17 protein-coding genes are annotated in these 19,786 nt (G+C 71.7%); 6 read left to right on the plus strand and 11 right to left on the minus strand.

Going from position 1 to position 19,786, the window contains the following annotated elements; genetic code table 11:
- Positions 1–5: 5 nt before the first annotated feature.
- The gene (locus NOO62_RS27345) at positions 6–761 is read right to left on the minus strand and encodes an ABC transporter permease (RefSeq protein WP_268773486.1); all 756 of its coding nucleotides are present in this window, start codon (positions 759–761) and stop codon (positions 6–8) included.
- 24 nt (positions 762–785) lie between these two features.
- Complete coding sequence (locus tag NOO62_RS27350; RefSeq protein WP_268773487.1) at positions 786–1,577, minus strand: ABC transporter ATP-binding protein; 792 nt, start codon at positions 1,575–1,577, stop codon at positions 786–788.
- A 107-nt stretch (positions 1,578–1,684) separates the two neighbouring features.
- Between NOO62_RS27350 and NOO62_RS27355 the strand changes: the two genes are divergently transcribed.
- From NOO62_RS27355 to NOO62_RS27370, 4 genes are all read left to right on the plus strand, one after another.
- A complete protein-coding gene (locus NOO62_RS27355) occupies positions 1,685–2,326 on the plus strand; it encodes a TetR/AcrR family transcriptional regulator (protein WP_268773488.1) in 642 nt (213 codons plus the stop codon).
- Positions 2,327–2,473: 147 nt separating this feature from the next.
- Entirely contained in the window at positions 2,474–3,322 is an 849-nt protein-coding gene (locus tag NOO62_RS27360) for a 3-hydroxyacyl-CoA dehydrogenase family protein (protein ID WP_268773489.1), read from the plus strand.
- A 196-nt stretch (positions 3,323–3,518) separates the two neighbouring features.
- Positions 3,519–3,842 carry an STAS domain-containing protein gene (locus NOO62_RS27365; RefSeq protein ID WP_055696792.1) on the plus strand — a complete coding sequence of 108 codons (324 nt, stop codon included), beginning with the start codon at positions 3,519–3,521 and terminating at the stop codon, positions 3,840–3,842.
- 196 nt (positions 3,843–4,038) lie between these two features.
- Entirely contained in the window at positions 4,039–6,501 is a 2,463-nt protein-coding gene (locus NOO62_RS27370) for an ATP-binding protein (protein WP_268773490.1), read from the plus strand.
- A gap of 18 nt (positions 6,502–6,519) precedes the next feature.
- On the opposite strand, the gene nucS is transcribed toward NOO62_RS27370, so the two are convergent.
- On the minus strand, positions 6,520–7,191 hold the full coding sequence (nucS, locus tag NOO62_RS27375) for an endonuclease NucS (protein WP_268773491.1): 672 nt from the start codon (positions 7,189–7,191) through the stop codon (positions 6,520–6,522).
- A gap of 254 nt (positions 7,192–7,445) precedes the next feature.
- On the opposite strand from nucS, the gene NOO62_RS27380 reads away from it, so the two are divergent.
- Positions 7,446–7,838 (plus strand): SCO5389 family protein, encoded by a 393-nt coding sequence (locus NOO62_RS27380; RefSeq protein WP_150172297.1) that lies wholly within the window; start codon positions 7,446–7,448, stop codon positions 7,836–7,838.
- Positions 7,839–7,898: 60 nt separating this feature from the next.
- On the opposite strand, the gene NOO62_RS27385 is transcribed toward NOO62_RS27380, so the two are convergent.
- On the minus strand, positions 7,899–8,933 hold the full coding sequence (locus NOO62_RS27385; protein WP_268773492.1) for an LLM class flavin-dependent oxidoreductase: 1,035 nt from the start codon (positions 8,931–8,933) through the stop codon (positions 7,899–7,901).
- A gap of 209 nt (positions 8,934–9,142) precedes the next feature.
- Between NOO62_RS27385 and NOO62_RS27390 the strand changes: the two genes are divergently transcribed.
- The gene (locus tag NOO62_RS27390) at positions 9,143–9,481 is read left to right on the plus strand and encodes an ATP/GTP-binding protein (RefSeq protein ID WP_268773493.1); all 339 of its coding nucleotides are present in this window, start codon (positions 9,143–9,145) and stop codon (positions 9,479–9,481) included.
- Positions 9,482–9,508: 27 nt separating this feature from the next.
- Here the strand turns inward: NOO62_RS27390 and NOO62_RS27395 are convergent, their stop codons facing one another.
- From NOO62_RS27395 to scy, 7 genes are all read right to left on the minus strand, one after another.
- Positions 9,509–10,363, minus strand: a complete 855-nt coding sequence (locus tag NOO62_RS27395; protein WP_398975631.1) for an ABC transporter permease — start codon at positions 10,361–10,363, stop codon at positions 9,509–9,511.
- A gap of 113 nt (positions 10,364–10,476) precedes the next feature.
- Positions 10,477–11,676 carry an ABC transporter ATP-binding protein gene (locus NOO62_RS27400; protein ID WP_268773495.1) on the minus strand — a complete coding sequence of 400 codons (1,200 nt, stop codon included), beginning with the start codon at positions 11,674–11,676 and terminating at the stop codon, positions 10,477–10,479.
- A 109-nt stretch (positions 11,677–11,785) separates the two neighbouring features.
- Entirely contained in the window at positions 11,786–12,613 is an 828-nt protein-coding gene (locus NOO62_RS27405; protein WP_268773496.1) for a hypothetical protein, read from the minus strand.
- Between the two features lie 21 nt (positions 12,614–12,634).
- Positions 12,635–13,405, minus strand: a complete 771-nt coding sequence (locus NOO62_RS27410) for an ABC transporter permease (protein WP_268773497.1) — start codon at positions 13,403–13,405, stop codon at positions 12,635–12,637.
- Positions 13,406–13,408: 3 nt separating this feature from the next.
- Positions 13,409–14,392, minus strand: coding sequence for an ABC transporter ATP-binding protein (locus NOO62_RS27415; protein ID WP_268773498.1), 984 nt, complete (start codon positions 14,390–14,392; stop codon positions 13,409–13,411).
- 74 nt (positions 14,393–14,466) lie between these two features.
- Positions 14,467–15,402: a cellulose-binding protein gene (locus NOO62_RS27420; protein ID WP_268773499.1), complete on the minus strand. Its 936-nt coding sequence runs from the start codon at positions 15,400–15,402 to the stop codon at positions 14,467–14,469.
- Positions 15,403–15,584: 182 nt separating this feature from the next.
- Entirely contained in the window at positions 15,585–19,556 is a 3,972-nt protein-coding gene (scy, locus tag NOO62_RS27425; RefSeq protein WP_268773500.1) for a polarized growth protein Scy, read from the minus strand.
- Positions 19,557–19,786 lie beyond the last annotated feature (230 nt).

A 19,786-nucleotide genomic window follows, 5' to 3' on the forward strand; every position in this document is an offset into this window, starting at 1 on the left:
CCTAGTTAGGCTCCGGCTCTCTTGAAGACACGTGTGCCCACCGTCACGGAGAGCAGGACGAAGGCGAGGGCCATCAGGACGCCGTACAGCATCGTCGTCGTCGCGTAGTCGCCCACGTATCCCGCGCGCACCGCGTCGACGAGGTAGCGGAACGGCATGAAGTGGGAGAGGACGTCGAGCCAGGCCGGTGCGAGCGCCATCGGCAGCATCAGGCCGGAGAGCAGCATCGAGGGCATGCTCACCGCGTTGACGGCGGGACCGAACTCGTGCGGCTTGTCGACCTTCATGGCCAGCGCGTACGAGAGCGAGGCGAGCCCGGCGGTCAGGAGCCCCACGAACGCGAAGCCGATGAGGACGCCGCCGAGCGGCGCCCTGAGCCCCATCGCCAGCGAGGCGAGCACGAGCAGCACCGCCTGGAAGACGAAGAGCGCGGCGTCGCGCAGGATCCGCCCGAGGAGCAGCGCGAGACGGCTCACGGGTGTCACCCGCATCCGCTCCACCACGCCGAACTGCTTCTCGATGATGAGCGCGAACCCACTGAAGGTGGCGCCGAACAGGCCGAGTTGGAGCAGCAGTCCCGGTACGAGCACCTGCCAGGAGTCGCCGTCGGAGCCGAGCGGCAGGTCGGTGAGGAGCGGGCCGAAGAAGAGGAGGTAGAGCAGCGGGGTGAGGACGCCGAACAGGATCTGGAACTTGGAGCGCAGGGTCTGCCGGGCGTACCGCCCGAAGATCAGGGCGGTGTCGGCGAGCAGTGCAGGCATGGTGGGGGTCCCGGGTGGTGAGGGTCAGACGGCGACGGGAGTCGTGTCCGTGGGGGACTGGGGCGCGATGTCGCGCCCGGTGATGGCGAGGAAGGTGTCCTGGAGGGTGGCGTCGATCGAGCCGCCGTACCGCAGCTTCAGCGCGCTCGGTGTGCCTTCGGCGACGACGACGCCCTTGTCGACGACGACCAGGCGGTCGGAGAGGGCGTCGGCCTCGTCGAGGTAGTGCGTGGTGAGGAAGACGGTCGTGCCGTGGTCGTCGCGCAGCTTGCGCACCAGCTGCCACAGGTCGGCCCGGCTGCCCGGGTCGAGTCCGGTGGTCGGCTCGTCGAGGAAGAGCACCTCGGGCCGGTGGGTGAGCCCCAGGGCGATGTCGAGCCGCCTGCGCTGGCCGCCGGAGAGGGCGGCGCAGGGCCGCTCCATCAGTTCGGTCAGGCCGAGGTCGTGGGCCAGCTCCTCCGCCCGGGCGGCCGCCTGAGCCTTCGTCAGGCGGTAGAGGCGGCCCTGGGTGATGAGTTCCTCGCGTACGGAGATGCTCAGGTCGACGCCGCCGGACTGGGCGACGTAGCCGATCCGCTCGCGCACCCCTGCGGGGTCCTTCGCCAGGTCGCGGCCCGCGACGGTGGCGGCGCCGCCGGTGGGCGGGAGCAGCGTGGTCAGCATGCGCAGGGTCGTCGTCTTGCCCGCGCCGTTCGGCCCGAGGAAGCCGAGGATCTCGCCGGGCTCGACGCGCAGGTCGATGCCGCGCACGGCCTCGACGGGGCCGCCCTTGGTCCGGAAGGTCCGGGCGAGCCCGGAGGTGCTGATGATTGCCATGGCGACCACAAAAACAGAGACGCCCAAATTTTGCAACCGCTCCAAAATTTCAGTGAGGCCAAGAGTTGGTGTGTCGCCAAAATTTCAGGGTCCCTAGGATGGGAGGCATGAGTGAAGGCCTGCGCGAGCGCAAGAAGCGGCAGACGAAACAGCGGATCTCGGACATCGCGACCGGGCTCTTCCTGGAGCACGGGTTCGTCACCGTGACCATTGCCGAGATCGCGGACGCCGCGGACGTCTCGGTCAACACGGTCTACAACTACTTCCCGGCCAAGGAGGACCTGTTCCTCGACCGGGGCGACGACGTCATCGACCGCCTCTCCCGCTACGTGCGCGGCCGCCACGAAGGGGAGTCCGCCGCCGACGCCGTCCTGCGCGAGCTCCGCGCCGAAGTGGAGGCCGTCTCACCGGCGGTCGGGCTCTTCCCGGGCTGGGCCGACTTCATGAAGGTCATCACCGAGGCGCACGCCCTGCGCTCCCGGCTCTGGGCGATCCAGCAGGAGGCCCTCGACCGGCTCACCGGGACCCTCGCCAAGGAGGCCGGGGCCGCCGGGGGCGACCCGCTCCCCGGCCTCGTCGCCGGACAGCTCTCCTGGGTGCACAGCACGCTCATGGCATGGATCGGCGACGAGATGTCCCAGCGCCGCGAGCCCGCCGAAGTGTCCCGTGAGGCCCTCGCGCTGCTCGACGAGATGGAGGACCTGCTGAGCGAGAAGGTCCTCAACTACGCGCCGCGCGCCGCCGAATGACGCGTACCAGTGTGATGTCCGTCATTTGAGACGTGACGCGCATCTCCTTACCGCCACAGGCGCGCCCACGGCCGCTAACGTGCGCCGGGAAGGCATACGTGAACAGCGTGCAAGCCAAGCGTGACAAGCGGTAGGGGAGTCGGAACAGTGGCACGGAAGCTCGCCGTCATCGGAGCCGGACTCATGGGGTCCGGCATCGCTCAGGTCTCCGCCCAGGCGGGCTGGGACGTCGTCCTGCGCGACGTCACCGATGAGGCCCTGACCCGCGGCACCGACGGGATCAAGGCGTCGTACGACAAGTTCGTGAGCAAGGGCAAGCTCGCGGCCGAGGACGCGGAGGCCGCGCTCGGACGCATCACGACCAGCACCGACCTGGACGCCGTCGCCGACGCGGACATCGTCGTCGAGGCCGTCTTCGAGAAGCTCGAGGTCAAGCACGAGATCTTCCGTACGCTCGACAAGCTCGTGCGCGACGACACCGTGCTCGCCTCCAACACCTCCGCCATCCCGATCACCAAGATCGCGGCCGTGACGGAGCGTCCGGAGCGCGTCGTCGGCGCCCACTTCTTCTCGCCCGTCCCGATGATGCAGCTCTGCGAGCTCGTACGCGGCTACAAGACCAGCGACGAAACCCTCGCCCGCACCCGTGAGTTCGCCGAGTCCGTCGGCAAGACCTGCATCGTCGTCAACCGCGACGTCGCGGGCTTCGTGACGACCCGTCTGATCTCCGCGCTCGTCGTCGAGGCCGCCAAGCTCTACGAGTCGGGCGTCGCCACCGCCGAGGACATCGACATCGCCTGCAAGCTCGGCTTCGGCCACGCCATGGGCCCGCTCGCGACCGCCGACCTCACCGGCGTCGACATCCTGCTGCACGCCACCGACAACATCTACACGGAGTCCCAGGACGAGAAGTTCGCGCCGCCGGAGCTGATGCGCCGGATGGTTGACGCCGGTGACATCGGGCGCAAGAGCGGGCAAGGGTTCTACAAGCACTGAACCAGCACTGACGTACGCCGTCTGACGCCCCGTCGGACGCTCCGGCGCCCGGCGGGTCACCCCTCGGAGTGAATTCGGTATCGGTTCGCTTACAGACGGCAACTTCCTCGCCCACGGGGCAGTCAGTTGCAGTGACATACGCAGACGCCCTACGTATCGGGCGTCACAGCAGACACAGCACTCTCGGGGAGCGCATATGCACATCAGGGGCGACCAGGCCCAGCTGGTCGTCGGGGGACGCCTCGACGTACGCAGCGCGGCGGACGCCCGCACGGTCCTGCACTCGGCCGTCGACGACGGCGCCGGCGACCTGGTGCTCGACCTGTCCGAACTCGACTCGTGGGACGCCACGGGCCTCGGCGTCATCATGGGCGCCCACCGCCGCGCGGGACGCTGCGGACGCAGACTCGTCCTGCGCCACGTGCCGCCGCAGATGCAGCGCCTCCTCGTGGCGACCCGGCTGCACCGCATCCTCGCCATCGAGGGCGGCATCGGAGTCGAATCGCTCCCCAGAGTCTGACCGCACAATCCTCACGAACCTGTGACGTCTCGGACGGGGCGGTACCCCGCCCTCCCGTAGATACTGAGCAAAGGTCTAGGGTTCGGTGGCCACCGATATACGGACCCGCACGGGGGCGCCGGACCAGAAGCGACAGCGCAGTGTGCACGAAGGCCGGAGGGGGCTCTGCACACCACGCATCTGGGGGGCTAGGACCATGGACCCGATGAACCGGGGATCCGAAGAGCACGGCCACGACGGCATCGACGACGACGGCTCGGCACGCCCCGGGCGGCCGCGCGACCCTCTGACAGCCGACTTCGGGCAGCCCGCACCCGCGCTCGCCCGCACCGTCCAGCTCGTCTCCGGCGACTTCCTGCTCACCGTCAACCCCGTCGACGGCAGCGAGATCGAGCCCTGCCCGCCCGGCGAACGGCCCGCCGCACCCGGCAAGCGCTCCGCCGCCGACCGCGCCGAGCTGCGCCGCGCCTCGATGCCGCCCGTGCCGCCGGGACCCGCACTGCCCAGGCTGCCGCTCCTGGAGCGCCAGGAAGAGCGTGAGCGGCTCGTACGGCTCCTCGCACGCGGCCGCTCCGTCAGACTGACCGGACCCGCCGGTTCGGGCCGCACAGCGCTCCTGAACGCCGTCGCCGACGACTGCGCGGACCTCGCCCCCGACGGCGTCGTCCGCCTCTCCGGCTACCGCAGGGCACCCGGCGAACTGCTCCACGACCTCTTCGCCGCCGTCCACGACGCGCCACTGCACCGCCCCGAACGCGCCCAGCTCCTCGAACACGTCCGCGAGATCGGCGCCGTCGTCGTCCTCGACGACCTCGAATTCGGCGGCGCCGCCCTCGACGAGCTGCTCGACGCGACACCCGAATGCGCCTTCCTCGTCGCCGCCACGCCCGACGTGGCCGCGCCGTCCGCCGACTCCCCCCTCGAAGAGGTCTTCCTCGGCGGACTCGGCCGCGGCGGCGGCCTCGAACTCCTGGAGCGCGCCGTCGGCCGCGTCCTCGACGACGAGGAGGCCAACTGGGCGGGCGACCTGTGGTTCGAGTCCGAAGGCCTCCCGCTGCGCTTCGTCCAGGCCGGTGCACTGCTCCGCCAGCGCGACCAGCTCCGCGCCGACCCGCACGCCTTCGAGGAGCACGGCTACTACGCGGACACCCCCGTCGACGCGCCCTTCGACTCGGGTGCCGACGAGCACGACGTGCCGCTGCCCTCGCTCGCCGACGGCGCCGCGCCCGCCGCCCTGCTCGCCTCACGCCTCAGCCCGTCCGCCCGCGCCACCCTGAAGTTCGCCGTCGCCCTCGGCGGTGAACTCCCGCACCAGGCGCACCTGCCCGCCCTCGTGGGCGACACCCACGCCGACGCGGCCCTCGCCGAACTGGTCAGCTGCGCCCTGGTCACCCCGGTCGGCGCGCACTACCGCCTCGCCGCCGGTGTCCGCACCCAGCTGGAGGCCGTCGGGTACGCGGAGGAGGCCGCCGAGTACGCCCTGGGCGCCGCCCAGCACTACGCCTGGTGGTCAGGGCACCCCTCCGTCACCCCGGAGCGGGTCGCCGCCGAGTCCGACGCCGTGCAGGCCGCCCTCGCCGCGCTGGTCGCCACCGAGAGCGGCGCGGCCGTACTGCTGGCCCGCACCGCGGCGCCCGCCTTCGCCGGCGGGCTCGACTGGGGCGCATGGGAGCGTGCCCTGCGCTCCGGCCAGGAAGCGGCACGGAACGCGGGCGAGGTCGCCGAAGAGGCGTACTTCCACCACGAGTTGGGCGTCCTCGCGCTCTGCGGCGGACAGCTCGACCGGGCCCGCGCCGAACTGGAGGCGTCCATAGCCCTGCGCGGCGCACTCGCCGACAAGCGCGGCATGATCTCCGGGCGCAGGGCCCTCGCGCTGGTCGCCGACCGTTCGGGCGGCGCGCTGCCCGGCGGGCGCACGGCCGCGGGCGAAGAGGTGCCCGACGCGCGCTACGAGGAATCGGCGTCGCCGCCCGGCGGCATCCCCGCCACGTTCACGCCGTCCGCGGCCGCGTTCGCCCTGCCGACGCCGCCCCCGGAGCCGGAGACGCTCGTCACCAGCAAGGCGACGCCCGTGCCCGGTGCGGGCCCCGCGCCGAGCCGCCGCTCCGTCATCAGCGGCACCCGCCGCAACCTCGTCGCGGCGGGCGCGGGAGCCCTCCTCGTCGCCGTCCTCGGCACCGTCGTCACGCTCGGCGCCACGTCCGACGACAACGACCCGCCGAACGACAAGGTCAAGACGGAGCAGTCGGCGAAGGAGGACCGCGACGACGGCGGCCTCACCGCCGACGAGCCGCGGAAGGACTCCACGAGCCGCTCCGACACCCCCGGCGACGACGGCGTCAGCGGCACCTCCGACGGCCCGACGCCGAGCGACAGCGGCAAGCCGTCGGACAAGCCGAGCGAGAGCGACGAGCCGTCGGAGACTCCGTCCAAGCCCTCGGACACGCCGACGAAACCGACCGACAAGCCGACCAAGCCCACGGACAAGCCCACCAAGCCGACCGACAAGCCGACGGACCCGCCGACCACACCCCCGACGACTCCGCCGACCACCCCGCCCACGACCCCGCCGACGACCCCTCCCGACGAGGAGTCCCCGCCGACCTCGCCCGACAACTCGAACTCGGCGAGCGGCCCGGGGGCCGAGGACAGGGTCTGACGGGGGTCGGCTCCTGTCTCAGAACAGCCGCAGCTTGTCGTCCTCGATGCCGCGCAGCGCGTTGTAGTCCAGAACGGTGCAGCCGATGCCGCGGTCCGTGGCGAGGACGCGGGCCTGCGGCTTGATCTCCTGGGCGGCGAAGATGCCCTTGACCGGCGCCAGGTGCGGGTCGCGGTTCAACAGATCGAGGTACCGGGTGAGTTGCTCGACGCCGTCGATCTCACCGCGGCGCTTGATCTCGACGGCGACGGTCTGCCCGTCGGCGTCGCGGCAGAGGATGTCCACCGGGCCGATCGCCGTCATGTACTCGCGGCGGATGAGCGTATATCCGTCACCGAGAGTCTCGATCCGGTCGGCGAGCAGCTCCTGAAGGTGTGCTTCCACGCCGTCCTTGATGAGGCCGGGGTCCACACCGAGCTCGTGCGACGAGTCGTGCAGGACTTCCTCCATCGTGATGATGAGCTTCTCGCCCGCCTTGTTCACGACGGTCCACACACCCGCGTCGTCCCCGGTCCCCTCCTTCAGGGTGCAGGGCGGAGACATCCAGTTGAGCGGTTTGTAGGCCCTGTCGTCCGCGTGGATCGAGACGCTGCCGTCCGCCTTCACGAGGATCAGACGGGGCGCCGACGGGAGATGGGCGGTGAGCCGGCCCGCGTAGTCCACGGAGCATCGGGCAATGACGAGACGCATGGGGCGCAACGCTACTCGACTCGGGGCGGTGTACGCGATTCGCCCGGCCCGCTCCCGGCACCCCCGCGCTGAAGAGGCGACTTGTCCGTCGATGGGCCTGTTCGATCCTGGCCGGTTATGCGCCCAATCTCCTGGTGCCCGCACCGCCCGGTGCCTACCGTAGAAGCTAGAGGTCGTCATCCGTGCACGCTGCGTAGGCGGACTCCATCCCTGTCCGTAGGCCCCCGCTCCCCGGGGGTGCGAGAGGAGAACCCATGTCGCTCGACGTCTCACCGGCACTGTTGGAACAGGCCGAGCGAGGCGAGGTGGACGAAGCAGAATTCGTCGACTGCGTCCGGACCTCCCTGCCTTACGCATGGGAGATGATCAGCTCCCTGGTGGCCCAGCTGAAGGTCGACGGCGGCGAGTTCGCCGACAACCAGACCCCGCCGCCGGACGAGCAGGCGCGTGGCCAGTTGCTGCGCGCGCTCGCGAGTGACGCGATTCGCGGTGCTCTGCAGAGGCATTTCGGAGTGCGTCTGGCATTCCAGAACTGTCACCGCGTGGCAGTGTTCCCGCTTGACCCGGCGGTGGACGACCGGCTCGCCCGCTTCACCTCGATCCGGGGCCAGCTGCTCAACCAGTCGCCCGAACTCCGGGACTGCTGACGCCTGTTGCTGCCGCTCCGTACGCGGGAGGTGTGTCAGGAGCGGCAGCTCGCCAGGCGCTCAGCGGAGCTGGGGCAGCACCTCGGTGCCCAGCCTCCGCACGTTCTCCTCGGTGGCCGCGAGGTCGCCCGAGCCCTCCACCAGCAGCGCGAAGCGCGTGATGCCGGTGCGCTCGGCGGTGGCGGCGAGACGGTCGGCGCACACTTGCGGGGTGCCCACGGGGTGCAGCCCGCAGAGCAGTTCCGTGTAGGCCGCGGGGTCACGCATGGCGCGGTGCCTGCCGTCCACGGTCACATGGGCGTCCAGCCCTTGCTTCAGCCACCCCGGCATCGCCTTCTGTAATGCCTCGGCCGCGTCGAGCCGACGGTCCGCGACCTGTGCGACTCCGGCGGATACGTGGGGTGCCGCGGAAACCTTCTCCGGCGGATGCCCGGCAGCACGCGCGTGGCGATTCCACAAGGCCACCATTTCGGCCTTCTCGTCGTCGCCCACGTGCATGCCGAGCAGCATCGGCAGACAGCGCTGCGCGGCGAGCCGCACGCTGGACGGCGAGGTGCACGCGACGACCACTTCGGGTCCTTCGGCGCCCTGGCCGTTCAGGGCCTCCTGCGGGCGCGGCACCACGGCGACCTCGCGGAACGCGAAGCGGTCGCCGCTGCCGCCGACGCGGGGTTCCCGCAGCCACCGCAGCAGCAGGTCGAGGGATTCGGGGAACCCCTTCTCGTACGCCGCCAGGCCCGCGCCGAACACCTCCAGGTCCACCCAGGGGCCGCCACGTCCGACGCCGAGCGAGAACCGGCCGCCGGTCGTCACGTGCAGCAGCGCCGCCTGCTCGCCGAGCGCCACGGGGTGCGCGGTCGGCAGGACGCTCACGGCCGTGCCGACGTGGATCCGTTGCGTCCGTCCGAGGATCAGCGCCGCGAGGGTCACCGCCGACGGACACGTGCCGTACGGCACGAAGTGGTGCTCGGCGAGCCAGACCGCGTCGAGCCCCGCCTCCTCGGCCACCTCGGCGGACCGCACCGCGCGGTGCAGCGCCTCCCCCTGCCCCTGCCCGGGGAACTGGGCGGCCAGAACAAAACTACCTACTCGCATCGAACTCCTGCCTCCTTGACGCCGACGCAGGCACTCCCCCTACGGGCAACAACGCGTGACACGTGCCAAAGGCACGGCTGGCAAGAAGATTGTTTGATTTTCCGTGCAGTGGACGGGATCCGAGGTCGTCGGTGCGGGCCGGGTACCCCACGGCGCGGCGCGTAGGCTGGTCACACCCCTGACCGCCGTACAGCCCGTGAGGTGTTTCCGTGTCCCCGCGTCGCAACCGCCCCAAGGGCGCCGGAGAGCCGAGCTCATTCACATCGGCGGGCGCGGAGCCCTCCGGTCGGTACGGCGGCTTCCAGCGCGCCGAGAGCTGGCGGGGCGAGGAGTGGAGCGTGCGCCACGTCGCGGGCGCGAGCGCGGCGGGCAAGCGGTACCGCTGCCCGGGGTGCGACCAGGAGATCCCGTCGGGCCTCGCGCACGTGGTGGCCTGGCCCGAGCACTCCGGGGTGGACGAGCGCAGGCACTGGCACAAGGCGTGCTGGAACGCGAAGGACCGCCGCACCACGCGGGTGCAGCGGTCCCGTAACGCTCCGAGGTACTAGTACCTCGTACGCCTTGCGGCCGTACGGCTATACGTCGCGCTTCTCCAGGAGCGCGAACGCGCCGGCGACGGCGACCAGCGTGATGACGACGAGCAGCGTCAGCTGCGAGCCGCCGCTGGCGCCCGTGTCGTCCGCGCCGAAGATCTTGGCGAGGGCCGTGATGGCGTTGTAGTCGTTCATCTTCTCGCCGAGCGGCTGGGTGCTCTCCCAGATCATCAGGAACCCGCCCAGGATGGCGGGCAGCAGCACCACGCCGAGCATCGCCGTGATGGCGCCCGCGGAGTGCCGCAGCATCGAGCCGACGGCGAGCGCGAGCACACCGAGCAGCGAGACGTACAGGCCGCCCTTGAAGACCGACCCCGCCCAGGGGAGGTCGCCCGCCTCCGGGCCGCTGTTGGCGGCCGACGCCGCGAGGCCCACCAGGAGGATGGATCCGGCGGACACGACGAAGGCGACCACGAAGAAGATCAGGATCTTCGCGGTGAGGACGCGGTGGCGCTGCGGCGACGCGGTGAACGTCGTACGGATCATGCCCGTGCCGTACTCGGACGAGGTGACGAGCACGCCCAGCGTGATCAGGCAGATCTGGCCCAGCATCAGGCCGAAGAAGGCCGGGACCGTGAACGGCATGTCCGCGTAGTCGACGGGGTCGGTGTTGGCCACGGCGAGCAGGCCGATGCCGATGACCAGGAGCAGGAAGATGCCCAGGGTCCACACCGTGGAGCGGACCGACTTGATCTTCGTCCACTCCGAGGAGAGGGCGTTGCCGAGGTGGGTCTTCTTGACCGGGATCGGCGAGGTGTAGGCGTTCGCCATCGCCTGCTGCCAGGCGGAGGGCGGCGCGGGGGCTGCGGGTGCGGGGGCCACGGGGGCACCCTGCATCGGGGCTCCCTGCGGGGGAGCTCCCTGCATCGGGGCGCCCGCCTGTGCGTACGCCTGCTGGGGCTGCGCCTGGGGTTGCGCCTGCGGCTGCTGCTGCGGAGTCGGAGGCGTGGTCATCGCTGGTCCTCGCTGTCGCGCTTGGTCATGTCGGGGGCGGGGGCGGGAGCGGCGGCAGGGGCCGCGGGCGCCGCTGCCGGGGCCTGCTGCGGGGGAGCGGCGGCGTAGGGGTTCGGCGTCCCGGGCGCGCCCTGCTGCGGCATCGCGAACGGCTGCCCGCCGGGCTGGGGCGGCGGCGGGGCGTACCAGCCGGGCTGGCCCTGGCCGGGCACGGGCGGCTGCTGGCCGGGCGGCAGGGCGCCGGGCGGCATGTCCTGCTGGAACCCGGCGCGCTGGTCGACCGTGGAGCGGTAGTCGACGGCGCCCTGCGTCATCCGCATGTACGCCTCTTCCAGCGAGGCCTGGTGCGGGGAGAGCTCCCACAGGCGGACGTCCGCGCCGTGTGCGAGGTCGCTGATGCGGGGGAGCGGCAGACCCGTGACGCGCAGCGCGCCGTCCTGCTCGGGCAGCACCTGGCCACCCGCCTCGGTCAGCGCGGCCGTCAGCTTCTCGCGTCCCGTGGTCTCGCCGTCCGGCGTCCGCACCCGCGCGAAGTCCGCGGAGTTGTGCGAGATGAAGTCCCTGACGCTCATGTCGGCGAGCAGCTGGCCGCGGCCGATCACGATCAGGTGCTCGGCGGTGAGGGCCATCTCGCTCATCAGGTGGGACGACACGAAGACCGTGCGCCCCTCGGCCGCGAGCGACTTCATCAGGTTGCGGACCCAGAGGATGCCCTCGGGGTCGAGACCGTTGACCGGCTCGTCGAAGAGCAGCACCTGGGGGTCGCCGAGGAGCGCCGCCGCGATGCCCAGGCGCTGGCCCATGCCGAGCGAGAAGCCCTTGGAGCGCTTCTTCGCCACGTCCTGCAGACCCACGACGCCGAGCACCTCGTCGACCCGGCGGGCCGGGATGCCGGAGAGCTGCGCGAGGCAGAGCAGGTGGTTGCGGGCGTGCCGGCCACCGTGCACGGCCTTGGCGTCGAGGAGCGCACCGACCTGGCGCGGCGCGTTCGGCAGCTTCCGGTACGGATAGCCGCCGATCGTCACCTGCCCGCTGGTGGGCGCGTCGAGCCCCAGGATCATGCGCATCGTCGTCGACTTGCCGGAGCCGTTCGGCCCGAGGAAGCCGGTGACGGTTCCGGGCCGCACCTGGAAGGAAAGGTTGTACACGGCTGTCTTGGCGCCATAGCGCTTCGTCAGGCCGACTGCCTCGATCATTCTCCGCACCCATCGAATGGTTCAGGACGTCGGGGCACACGCCCCCGTAAGGGTTAGGAGGATAACGGTGAGCTGACGGTTCCAGCCAAGAGCAAGTAAAACCGGCGCTTCATGCGGACGGGTGGGGTAGATCCGTCCAGGGCAGCACCCAGCCCTCCTCGGCGAAGAGCAGCGTGCCCCGCGCGCGCAGCTCCGGATCGGCGGCCGCCCTGCGCACCCAGGTGGCCGCGTCGGGCCCGAGCAGTTCACGCAGCGGCGTGGACGCGTCGAGCAGGGCGTCCAGGAGCGCCGCCTGATCGCCGCCGCCTGGCCGCGGCAGGCCGGTGAGCGGGTCGGCGAGGACGCCGCGCGCGCTGACGTAGACGGACGCGCCGGTGAGCGGTTCGCCGGACGGCAGGGTCATCCCGTACGCGTCCCCGGACAGGTGGACCCGCCGGTAGTTGGGGAGCTCGGTGGCGTCGACCGCGGGCAGTTGCGCCGGGTCCAGCCAGGAGACGACGAGGGTGCGCCGTTCCCCGGCGCGTGCGTAGGGCGCGGTGGCCACGTATCCGGCCCGGCCGATGTGCGCCGAGCAGCCGATGCCGAGGCCGCGCAGCCGTACCGGCACCATCGGCACGGTGCCGGGGATGCCGAGCCTGCCGAGCTTGTGGGCGAGCTGGCCGGGGGAGGCGTTCGAGCCGACGGCGAGCACGGGGTGGCGTCCGGCGACGGGTACCTGCCCGAGGGCGTCCAGGACGTCGTCCAGCGTGCGGTGAACTCCGGCGGCGGTCTCGACGGGCCACGTGCCGAGTCCGCCGGGGCGCGTGCGCAGCGGCAGCAGCTCGGTGCCGGTCAGCAGGGCGGGCGCGGTGACGGGTGGGCCCGGGTAGGTGAGGGGCTGCAGCGCGGGCACCCCGGCGAGGCCGAGCGCCGCGAGCCCGCGGTCCTGTGCCGTCACACGCGCCCCCCTGGAGTACCGCTACGCGTCCCGCTTCTTCAGCAGTACGTACCCACCGAGCAGCGCGAGCACCACCCACGCCAGCATGATCGCGAGCCCGCCCCACGGCCCGTACGGGGTGTCGTCGTCGAACGGCGGCTTGACCTGCATGATCTTGCTTCCGGCCTGGTCGGGCAGGAAGCGGCCGATCTTCTCCGTCGCCGAGACGTTGCCGAGGATGCTGGAGATCAGGAAGAAGAACGGCATCAGGATGCCAAGGGAGAGCATCGGGCTGCGCAGCATCGCGGCGACGCCCATCGAGAAGACCGCGATCAGCGTCATGTAGAGCGCGCCGCCGATGACGGCGCGCAGCACGCCGGGGTCGCCGAGGTGCGCCTTGTACGGGCCGAGCATCGCCTGCCCCACGAAGAACGTGAGGAAGCTGGTGGCCAGGCCCACCACGAAGGCGAGCAGCGTCGCCACGGCGATCTTGCCGAACAGGAAGGTCGCGCGCTGCGGGACCGCCGCGAGCGAGGTGCGGATCATGCCGGTGCTGTACTCGTTCGCGACGACGAGCACCCCGAACACGATCATCGCGAGCTGGCCGAGGGACATCCCGGCGAAGCTGATGTACGTCGCGTCGAAGGTCAGCTTGTCCTTGGCGTCGAGTCCGTCGTAGTCGTTCTTGGACAGGATGCTGATCACCATGCCGAGCGCGATCGTGACGACGCAGGTGAGGCCGAGCGTCCAGATGGTCGACGAGACCGAGCGGATCTTGGTCCACTCCGATCTCAGCACTTGTGCCGCGGCCATGGCTCAGGCCCCCTTCCGCTGCTGCTGCCAGCCTTCGCCCCAGCCGCCGGGCGGCGACGGTGGTGGTGGTGCCGCTCCGTTGTCCGTGTGCGCGTGGTACTCGACCGACTCGGCGGTGAGCTGCATGAAGGCTTCTTCCAGGGAGGCCTGCTGAGGGCTCAGCTCATGGAGGACCAGCTGATGGCTCGCGGCGAGCTCGCCGAGCTCCTCCGGCGGCGTTCCGTCCACTTCGAGGGCCCCGTTGCCCGCCTCGACGGCGGTGACGCCCGCCGCGTGCAGGACGTCGAGGAGGCGTTCGCGCTGCGGGGAGCGGAGTCTGACGTACGACCGTGAGTTCTGCCGGATGAAGTCGGACATCGACGTGTCGGCGAGGAGGCGGCCCTGGCCGATGACGACGAGGTGGTCGGCGGTGAGCGCCATTTCGCTCATCAGGTGCGAGGAGACGAAGACCGTACGCCCTTGCCCGGCAAGGGACTTCATCAGGTTCCTGATCCAGTGGATGCCCTCGGGGTCGAGACCGTTGACGGGCTCGTCGAACATCAGGATCTCGGGATCGCCGAGGAGCGCCCCGGCGATGCCGAGGCGCTGGCCCATGCCGAGCGAGAAGCCCTTGGCCTTCTTCTTCGCGACGGCGGTCAGGCCGACGGTGTCCAGGACCTCGGTGACGCGGGCGCGCGGGATGCCGTTGCTCTGCGCGAGGCAGAGGAGGTGGTTGAAGGCGCTGCGGCCGCCGTGCATCGCCTTGGCGTCGAGCAGCGCGCCGATGTACTTGAGGGGGTCCTTCAGCTGCGCGTAGTGCCGGCCGTCGATGCGGACGGACCCGGCCGAGGGGTTGTCGAGGCCGAGCAGCATGCGCATGGTGGTGGACTTGCCCGCGCCGTTCGGCCCGAGAAAGCCGGTGACCATGCCCGGTCGGACGGTGAAGGTCAGGTTGTTGACGGCCACCTTCTCGCCGTACCGCTTGGTCAGCCCCTCGAGCTCGATCATGCAGCAACGCTAAAACGGGACAAAGCCCCCTGCCACCGGAGTGGCGGGGGGCCTCGCTGTCCTGACGGAGCGCTTCAGCGGGTCTGCTGCGCCGGCACCCCACGGGAGATGGGCTCGTCCTCCGCGGGCGTACCCGCGGCGGCCACGGCCGCACCCGTCAGCGTCGCCAGCATCTCGCGCACGTTCGTCAGCTGCGCGTTGATGGAGTCGCGACGGTTCGTCAGAGCGGCGAGCTCGCGCTCGGACTCCGAACGGATCCGGTCCGCCTTCGCGTTCGCGTCGGCCACGATGTCCTCGGCCTGGCGCTGCGCGGTCTCCACCGTCTGACGGGCGCGGCGCTCCGCGTCCGTACGCAGCTTCTCGGCCTCCAGACGCAGCTGCTCCGCGCGGTGCTCGATCTCCGCGAGGCGCTTCTCCGCCTTGGCCTGACGCGAGGCCAGATCACGCTCGGACTGCTCACGGCGCTTGGCGAGGTTCGTCTCGAAGTCCGCGGCGGCCTGGGCGGCCTTGGCGCGGGTCTCCTCGAAGAGCGCGTCGGCCTCCTCACGCTTGGACTGCGCGTCCTTCTGCGCCTCGGCCCGCAGCGCGCTCGCCTCGCCCTTGGCCTTCTCGACGATCCGGACGCCCTCGTCCTCGGCCTTGGCCTTGCGCTCCGCCGAGAACGACTCGGCGTCGTTGCGCACCTGCTGGGCGGCGGACTCGGCGAGCTCGCGGTGCTGCTCGGCGGCGCGCCGGGCCTCCTCGCGCAGGTCCTTCGCCTCCTCCTCGGCGAGGCGGAGGATCTTCTCGACGCGGGCACCGAGACCGGCGTACGACGGCTCGGCGTCGGCGACCTGGGCCTGGGCGTTCTGCGTCTCGAGGTGCAGTTCCTCGATGCGCTTTTCCAGAGCAGTGATACGGGCAAGAGCGCTGTCACGGTCGGAGACGAGCTTGGAGATACGTTCGTCCACCTGAGCGCGGTCGTACCCACGCCGCACAAGCTCGAAGCCGTAGGGGGAAGTGTCGCTCATGGGGTTCCTGTCGAATGAGACCGGTGAGGTGATAGAGGGAATCCTAGGGGTCCAAGCGGCGTGTCATCGAGCAGATGCCCGTTTGATCTGGAGAATGACACCCCTTTTGAGTGGTCAACCGCGAGAGCGCTTGCCAGGTACAGGGCCAAAGGTCCTTTCAGAGCACGGGCGATGCTCCTTGGCTACCCCTCAGACTGCTTCCCACTCGAACGTGTAGACCCCGCCGCGGCTCCGGCCTTGACGCCACCGGCGCCCGAACCGCTGCCGGACCCGGACTTCGCACCGCCCGTGGGGGCCTCGAAAGACTCCAACGCCTCCAGCACGTCCTGGACACGGGAGATCTCCGCATTGATGTCGGCCCGGCGGCGGACAAGCACCTCGAGTTCCTGCCTGCCCTCCTCGACCATGCGCGTCGCCTCGGCCTCCGCCTCCGCCTTGATGCGCTCGGCCTCGCGCGTCAGCTCGCTCTTCTTCGCCTCGGCCTCCTTCAGGAGACCCTCCGCCTTCTTCACGGCGGAGATACGGACCTTGCTCGCCTCGGAGTTGGCGTCGGAGACGAGCTCCTTGGCCTTCGCCTCGGCCTCGGCCAGCTGCGCCTCCGCCGCCTTGACCAGCGCGTCGCAGCGCTCGCCCGCCGACTTCATCGCCTCAGCGGACTCACGGCGGGCACGCTCGTGCAGCTCTTCGATCTCCGCCGTCAGACGGTCGCGCTGCTCCTCCGAGCGCTCCCTTATAGCGGTCGCGTCGCCGCGCGCACCGATGAGCAGCTCGTCCGCGTCCGTACGGGCCTTCTCCACCAGCGAGTTGCCCTCGACCGTCGCCGCGGCGACGAGCCGGTCGGCCTCCTTGCGGGCCGCGCCCACCATCGTGTCGGCCTGCGCCTCGGCGTCCGTCGTCGCCTTCAGCGCCTTCTCCTGCGCGTCCGCGGTCAGCTTCTCCGCCTCCGCGGCGGCCTCCGTGATGAGCGTGTCGACCTGCTCGGCCGCTTCCTGACGGCGCTTGTTGGCGGCCTGGCGGGCCTCGTCGAGGGTCCGCTCCGCCTCCTCGCGCGCCTCGGACGTGAGCCGCTCGGCCTCGGCCGCCGCCTCCGCCTTGACCCGCTCGGACTCGCCGCGGATCCGCTCGGAGTGCTGCTGCGCGGAGTTGACCGTCTCCGAGGCCTCGGCGCGCAGCCGCTCCGCGTCGCCCGACGCGTCCGAGATGAGCTTCTCGGCCTTCGCCACCGACTCCGCGCGGACCCGCTCCGCCTCGGTCGTCGTCTCGGCCTTGAGGCGCTCGGCCTCCGCGGTGGACTCGGCACGCAGCCGCTCCGCCTGCTCCAGCGCCTCCGTGCGGACCCGCTCGGCCTCCGCGACCGTGTCGGTCTGCAGCTTCTCGGCCTCGCTGCGGGCCTCGCCGATCAGCGTGTCGGCCTGGCTCGCGGCGTCGTTGCGGATGCGGTTGGCGTCCTCGCGGGCGTCGGCGCGCGTGCGGGACGCGTCCTGCTCGGCCTGCGCGATGGTGTCCGACGCCTCCGTGCGCACCCGCTGGGCGTGCTCCGAGGCGTCCGAACGCATCCGCTCGGCCTCCGCGATGGCATCCGAAACCGTGCGCTCGGCAAGGGCCTTCGCGGCCTCCGACGCCTCCGACGCCTCGCGCCGGGTGCGGTTGGCGTCCTCGGTGGCGCGCTCCCGCTCCGCGTACGCGTCGGAGCGGACGCGGTCGGCCTCCTCCTGCGCCTCCGTCCTCGTACGCTCGGCGGCGTGCTCGGCGGCCGAACGCAGGCCCGCGACCTCTTCCTGCGCCGCCTCGTGCAGGCCGGCGACGGAGTCCCGTACGGACTGGGCGTGCTGCTCGGCGGCCGAGACCATCTCGGTCGCGCGGCGGTCGGCCTCCTCGACCAGGCGGATCGCCTCGGCCTGCGCCTCCTCGACGCGCTTGCGGGCGGAGGCGAGGAGCTCCTCGCTCTGCTCGCGGGCCCGCTCGCGCTCCTGGTCGGCCTCCGCGCGGGCGGAGCCCAGCGTCTCCTCGGCCTCGCGGCGGCGGCGCGCCGCCTCCTCCTGGGCGGCGGCCAGCTCCTCGGCGGCCTCCGTGCCGACGCGCTCGGCGGCGGCGGCGGCCTCCGCACGCACCCGGTCCGCGGACTCCTGCGCCTCGGTCTTGAGCCGCTCGGCCTCCGCGGCGGCCTCCGAACGCAGGCGTACGGCGATGTTCTCGCCCTCAGCGCGGGCCTGTGAGGCGTCGGCGGCGGCCTCCGTGCGCAGCCGCTCCGCCTCCGTCTCGGCCTGCGCCTGGAGGGTGCGGATCCGCTCGGCGGACTCCGTACGGAGCCGGTCCGTCTCGTCCGCGGTCTCCTTGCGGATGCGCTCGGCCTCCGCGCGGGCGTCGGTCAGCGCCTGCTCGGCGGCGGACAGACGGTCCTCGGCCTCCGTGTGCAGCCGCGTCAGCTCTTCGGCGGCCTCGGCCCGGCGGGCCGCTATGGCCTGCTCGGTCTCCTCGCGCAGCGCCCGCGCGGCGTCCTCGGCCTCCGACTTCGTGGCCTCGGCCTGCTCGGCGGCCTCCTCGCGGTGCCGCTCGGCCTCCGCGCGGGTGCGCTCCAGCGTCTCCTCGGCCTGCGTGCGCAGCGTCGTGGCGCGCTCGACGGCCTCGGCGCGGACCCGCTCGCTCTCGGTGGTCGCGGCCGTACGCAGCTCGTCGGCGTCGGCCTTCGCCTTGGCCAGGAGCTCCTCGGCGGACTCGGCCGCCTCCTCGATCTGCTGGACCGCCTCGCGCCGCGCCTCACTGCGGATGCGGTCGCCCTCGGCGGCCGCGTCGGCCCGCAGCTGCTCGGCCTCGCCGCGCAGCCTGCGCGCCTCCTCCTGCAGCTCGACGGTCTTGGCGCGGTACTCCTTGGTGTCGTCCTTCGCCGCGCCCTTGAGCTCCTCGGCGATGTCGTGTGCCTCCGCGCGCAGCCGGTCCGCCTCGGTCTCCGCCTCGGAGCGGATCCGCTCGGCCTGCTCGGTGGCGGCCTTCGTGGTCTCCTTGGCGTCCTTGGAGGCCTTGTCGAGGACCTCCTCGGCGGTCCGCGCGGCCTTCGCGAGCTGGCCCGCGGTCTCCTCGGCGGTGATCGTGCGCGCCTTCTCGGCGGCGTCCGCGATCAGCTTCTCGGCCTCCGCGCGGGCGTCGGCGACCAGCTGCTCGGCCTCGGACCTGGCGGTCTCGGCCTCCTTGGTGGCCTCGCCGACCAGGCGGGCGACCTGCTCCTTCGCGGTGCGCGTGCGCTGTTCGTTGGCACCCTCGGCGGCCTGGAGCTGCTTGGTCGCGGTGTCCTTGGCCTCGGCGAGCACCTTCTCGGCCTCGGCGCGCGCCTCGCGCAGCGCCGTCTCCGCCTCGGCCATGCGCTGCTCGGCGGCCCGGCTCGCCTCGGCGGCCTGGCGGCGCGCCTGTTCGGACTCGGTCGCCGTGGTGGAACGCAGCTGCTCGGCGTGGTCGGTGGCCTCCTGGGCCTGCGTCGACGCGGCGTTCAGGAGGCGCTCGGCGTCCGTTCGGGCGCGGCGCAGGATGGCTTCGGCCTCGGCGCGGGCGGCCTCGGCGTCACCGGCGAGGCGCTGGCGGGCCTCCTCGGCGACGCGGGCGGCCTCCGCGCGGGCGGCGGCGAGGGCCTGGTCGGCCTCGGCACGCGACTCGTCGAGGAGGCGGCGCGCCTGCTGTTCGGTGCGGGCCCTGAGCTGTTCGGCCCACGCCACGTTCTCGTTGACGTGCGACTCGACGGTCTGCCGGCGCTCGTTCAGCTCCTGGTCGAGCTGCTGGCGCCGCGTCACGGCCTCGGTGTGCAGCTCGGACTGGAGCCTGGCCTGCTGCTCGGCGTGCTCCTGGAGGATGCGCTGGGTCTGTGCCCTGGCGTCGCGCAGCTCGCGCTCGGCGTCGGCGCGCAGCTGTTCGGCCTGGATCTGGGCATTGCGGAGCAACTGCTCGGCCTGATACCCGATGTCCGCGCTGTCGTAGGCAGGGCGGGACGCGAGGTTGCGGCGCGCCTCGTGCAGCTTGGCGCGCAACACCTCGACCTGGTAGCCGAGGTCCTCGGCGTGCTGGACGGCCTTCTCCCGCTCGGTCTTCAGCCGGTCCATCTCGGCCTCGAACCGCGACAGACTGTCGGTCTCAGCCCGCGAGTTCTCTTGGCGTTCGTAGCCCCGCACTGCGCGGTCCCATCCTTCCCCAGGCTCTTCGAGCAGGGGATACCCCAACCCTGGTCGCACGTCTCTCCAACGAGCCTCGTCCATCAGCCGAACGAGGCCCCCGGGGGAATGGTGTCAGATCAACAGCGGAGCATGGGCTGCTGCCCCGACGCTCGTCCCCCGAAACCCGGACCCCGGCATGTGGCCGCCCCGACTTCGGACGGCCGCCCCTACCTTACCGGGCCAGATAT

This window comes from Streptomyces sp. Je 1-369 (assembly GCF_026810505.1).
Taxonomy (GTDB): Bacteria; Actinomycetota; Actinomycetes; order Streptomycetales; family Streptomycetaceae; genus Streptomyces.